Annotated in this window: 2 tRNA genes and 2 rRNA genes; all 4 read right to left on the bottom strand. The window is 51.1% G+C overall.

The window, feature by feature from the left end:
- Positions 1 to 22: 22 nt before the first annotated feature.
- Positions 23 to 2,911: ribosomal RNA gene (locus OMQ46_RS16560) — 23S ribosomal RNA — on the bottom strand.
- Positions 2,912 to 3,111: 200 nt separating this feature from the next.
- Positions 3,112 to 3,187: transfer RNA gene (locus OMQ46_RS16555), tRNA-Ala, on the bottom strand.
- A 267-nt stretch (positions 3,188 to 3,454) separates the two neighbouring features.
- Positions 3,455 to 3,531: transfer RNA gene (locus tag OMQ46_RS16550), tRNA-Ile, on the bottom strand.
- Positions 3,532 to 3,593: 62 nt separating this feature from the next.
- Positions 3,594 to 4,870: ribosomal RNA gene (locus OMQ46_RS16545) — 16S ribosomal RNA — on the bottom strand; the annotation flags it as partial.

Genomic DNA, 4,870 nt, shown 5'->3' with positions numbered 1-4,870 from the left:
CCCAAGCCTAACTTGGGGTTATATGGTCAAGCCTCACGGGCAATTAGTATTGGTTAGCTTCATACATTACTGCACTTCCACACCCAACCTATCAACGTGGTAGTCTTCCACGGCCCTTCAGGGACTTAAAGTCCAGTGAGAACTCATCTTGAGGGGGGCTTCGCACTTAGATGCTTTCAGCGCTTATCCCGTCCGTACATAGCTACCGGGCAATGCCATTGGCATGACAACCCGAACACCAGGGGTACGTCCACTCCGGTCCTCTCGTACTAGGAGCAGCTCCTCTCAATTCTCAAACGCCCACGGCAGATAGGGACCGAACTGTCTCACGACGTTCTAAACCCAGCTCGCGTACCACTTTAAATGGCGAACAGCCATACCCTTGGGACCGGCTACAGCCCCAGGATGTGATGAGCCGACATCGAGGTGCCAAACACCGCCGTCGATGTGAACTCTTGGGCGGTATCAGCCTGTTATCCCCGGAGTACCTTTTATCCGTTGAGCGATGGCCCTTCCATTCAGAACCACCGGATCACTATGACCTACTTTCGTACCTGCTCGACGTGTCTGTCTCGCAGTCAAGCACACTTATGCCATTGCACTAACCGTATGATGTCCGACCATACTTAGTGTACCTTCGTGCTCCTCCGTTACAATTTGGGAGGAGACCGCCCCAGTCAAACTACCCACCATACACTGTCTCTCGCCCCGATAAGGGGCGTAGGTTAGAACTCCAAACATACCAGGGTGGTATTTCAAGGGCGGCTCCACGATAACTAGCGTCATCGCTTCAACGCCTCCCACCTATCCTACACAAGTAGGTTCAAAGTTCAGTGCAAAGCTGTAGTAAAGGTTCACGGGGTCTTTCCGTCTAGCCGCGGGTATACGGCATCTTAACCGCAATTTCAATTTCACTGAGTCTCTGGTGGAGACAGTGTGGCCATCGTTACGCCATTCGTGCAGGTCGGAACTTACCCGACAAGGAATTTCGCTACCTTAGGACCGTTATAGTTACGGCCGCCGTTTACCGGGGCTTCGATCAACCGCTTCGACAAAGTCTAACAGCATCAATTAACCTTCCGGCACCGGGCAGGCGTCACACCCTATACGTCCACTTTCGTGTTTGCAGAGTGCTGTGTTTTTAATAAACAGTCGCAGCCACCTGGTCACTGCAACCCTCTCCAGCTCCACGAGCAAGTCGCTTCACCTCAAGGGCACACCTTCTCCCGAAGTTACGGTGCTATTTTGCCTAGTTCCTTCACCAGAGTTCTCTCAAGCGCCTTGGAATTCTCATCCTATCCACCTGTGTCGGTTTGGGGTACGGTTTGTTATTACCTGAAGCTTAGAGACTTTTCCTGGAAGCCGGGTATCAATCACTTCGCTCAAATTTGAGCTCGTCATCCTGTCTCAGCTAAGCCGCCCGGATTTTCCTAAGCAGCACGCCTACACAGTTAAACCAACATATCCAACAGTTGGCTGACCTAACCTTCTCCGTCATCCCATCGCAGTAATAACAAGTACGGGAATATTAACCCGTTTCCCATCGACTACGCATTTCTGCCTCGCCTTAGGGGCCGACTCACCCTGCTCCGATTAGCGTTGAGCAGGAAACCTTGGATTTTCGGCGAGGGGGCCTCTCACCCCCTTTATCGTTACTCATGTCAGCATTCGCACTTGTGATATCTCCAGCATGCCTCTCAGCACACCTTCGCAGACTTACACAACGCTCCTCTACCATGCACTAAGTGCATCCATAGCTTCGGTATATGGCTTAAGCCCCGGTACATCTTCCGCGCAGGCCGACTCGACTAGTGAGCTATTACGCTTTCTTTAAAGGGTGGCTGCTTCTAAGCCAACCTCCTAGCTGTCTGGGCCTTCCCACATCGTTTTCCACTGAGCCATAATTTTGGGACCTTAGCTGATGGTCTGGGTTGTTTCCCTTTCCACGACGGACGTTATCACCCGCCGTGTGTCTCCCGTGATTGCACTTCTCGGTATTCGGAGTTTGCATGGGTTTGGTAAGTCGGGATGACCCCCTAGCCCAAACAGTGCTCTACCCCCGAGAGTGAGACACGAGGCGCTACCTAAATAGCTTTCGAGGAGAACCAGCTATCTCCCGGTTTGATTAGCCTTTCACTCCTATCCACAGCTCATCCCCGCATTTTTCAACATACGTGGGTTCGGACCTCCAGTAAGTGTTACCTCACCTTCATCCTGGCCATGGATAGATCACCGGGTTTCGGGTCTATACCTTGCAACTAATCGCGCAGTTAACACTCGGTTTCCCTTCGCCTCCCCTAAACGGTTAAGCTCGCTACAAAATATAAGTCGCTGACCCATTATACAAAAGGTACGCAGTCACTCCGAAGAGCTCCTACTGCTTGTACGCACACGGTTTCAGGTTCTATTTCACTCCCCTCAACGGGGTTCTTTTCGCCTTTCCCTCACGGTACTGGTTCACTATCGGTCGATAAGGAGTATTTAGCCTTGGAGGATGGTCCCCCCATGTTCAGACAAGGTTTCTCGTGCCCCGCCCTACTTGTCGCAAGCTTAGTACCAATAACGCCTTTTCGTGTACGGGACTATCACCCTGTATCGTCAGACTTTCCAGACTGTTCCACTAAAACGTTAAATATCACTTGCAGGCTGTTTCCCGTTCGCTCGCCGCTACTAGGAAAATCTCGGTTGATTTCTTTTCCTCCGGCTACTTAGATGTTTCAGTTCGCCGGGTTCGCCTCCAATACCTATGTATTCAGTATTGGATACTTACCAAAGGTAAGTGGGTTGCCCCATTCGGGAATCGCAGGGTTATAGCTCGTTTGTCAGCTAACCTACGCTTATCGCAGACTTCTACGCCCTTCATCGCCTCTTATCGCCAAGGCATCCACCATGTGCGCTTATTCACTTGACCATATAACCCGAAGTTACCTCTAGGTTATACGTCAGAAATTACGACATAAGTTCTTCTTTACTTAGAATCTCACGCTGTATCACTACAGTATTCAATTCTGCCTTGTTACTTCTTTCCACTTTGTTAAAGAGCAGTGTATTAAACACTGAATAAATGATTCGTAAATCGCTTATTCACTATTTAATACCGAGAAAAGATATTGGTGGAGCTACGCGGGATCGAACCGCGGACCTCCTGCGTGCAAGGCAGGCGCTCTCCCAGCTGAGCTATAGCCCCTTTTTACTGGTCTTTTTCAGGCTATCCGGCGTTGCCTTTGTCTCTCATTCAGTCACATACTGATGTATGCTCCTTCATTCGCTCCGGCAGGCGCCTTGGCTAGCCTGAAAAATCCTGCGTAAAATCGCTTTTCGCAGTCGTAATCAGGTTTTGCTTCCGGGTTACCACATACCCCTGAATCAAGGGCTTTTTCGTAGATTGGTTTTTTAATTCGGCGAAGTTGCCATTAGGCAATGAGCCGGATTTAAAAACCAAGATACGGAAAAGTGGTGGGTCTGGGTGGATTTGAACCACCGACCTCACCCTTATCAGGGGTGCGCTCTAACCAACTGAGCTACAGACCCAGATATCTCTTCTCTGTAGCATCAAGTAATTTGTGTGAGTACTTACGCCGGTCGCCTTTATGAAAGGAGGTGATCCAGCCGCAGGTTCCCCTACGGCTACCTTGTTACGACTTCACCCCAGTCATTGACCACAAAGTGGTGAGCGTCTCCCGAAGGTTAAACTACCCACTTCTTTTGCAGCCAACTCCCATGGTGTGACGGGCGGTGTGTACAAGGCCCGGGAACGTATTCACCGCGGCATTCTGATCCGCGATTACTAGCGATTCCGACTTCACGCAGTCGAGTTGCAGACTGCGATCCGGACTACGACAAGCTTTATGGGATTAGCACACCCTCGCGAGTTAGCAACCCTTTGTACTTGCCATTGTAGCACGTGTGTAGCCCTGGCCATAAGGGCCATGATGACTTGACGTCATCCCCACCTTCCTCCGGTTTGTCACCGGCAGTCTCCTTAGAGTGCCCAACTGAATGATGGCAACTAAGGACAGGGGTTGCGCTCGTTGCGGGACTTAACCCAACATCTCACGACACGAGCTGACGACAGCCATGCAGCACCTGTGTCACGGTTCCCGAAGGCACCAATCCATCTCTGGAAAGTTCCGTGCATGTCAAGGCCAGGTAAGGTTCTTCGCGTTGCATCGAATTAAACCACATGCTCCACCGCTTGTGCGGGCCCCCGTCAATTCATTTGAGTTTTAGTCTTGCGACCGTACTCCCCAGGCGGTCAACTTATCGCGTTAGCTTCGATACACAAGAAATATATTTCCCATACACCTAGTTGACATCGTTTAGGGCGTGGACTACCAGGGTATCTAATCCTGTTTGCTACCCACGCTTTCGCACCTCAGCGTCAATAATGGCCCAGTGAGTCGCCTTCGCCACTGATGTTCCTCCAGATCTCTACGCATTTCACCGCTACACCTGGAATTCCACTCACCTCTACCACATTCTAGCCTACCAGTCTCAAATGCCATTCCCAGGTTGAGCCCGGGGATTTCACATCTGACTTAGCAAACCGCCTACGCGCGCTTTACGCCCAGTAATTCCGATTAACGCTTGCACCCTCCGTATTACCGCGGCTGCTGGCACGGAGTTAGCCGGTGCTTCTTCTATAGGTAACGTCACGGCTGTACGCTATTAACGCACAGCTTTTCCTCCCTATTGAAAGTGCTTTACAACCCGAAGGCCTTCTTCACACACGCGGCATTGCTGGATCAGGGTTGCCCCCATTGTCCAATATTCCCCACTGCTGCCTCCCGTAGGAGTCTGGGCCGTGTCTCAGTCCCAGTGTGGCTGATCATCCTCTCAGACCAGCTACAGATCGTTGCCTTGGTAGGCC

This window comes from Methylophaga sp. OBS1, from assembly GCF_026319365.1.
The sequence above is the reverse complement of the archived record's forward strand: the minus strand, read 5'-3'. Positions and strand labels throughout refer to the sequence as shown.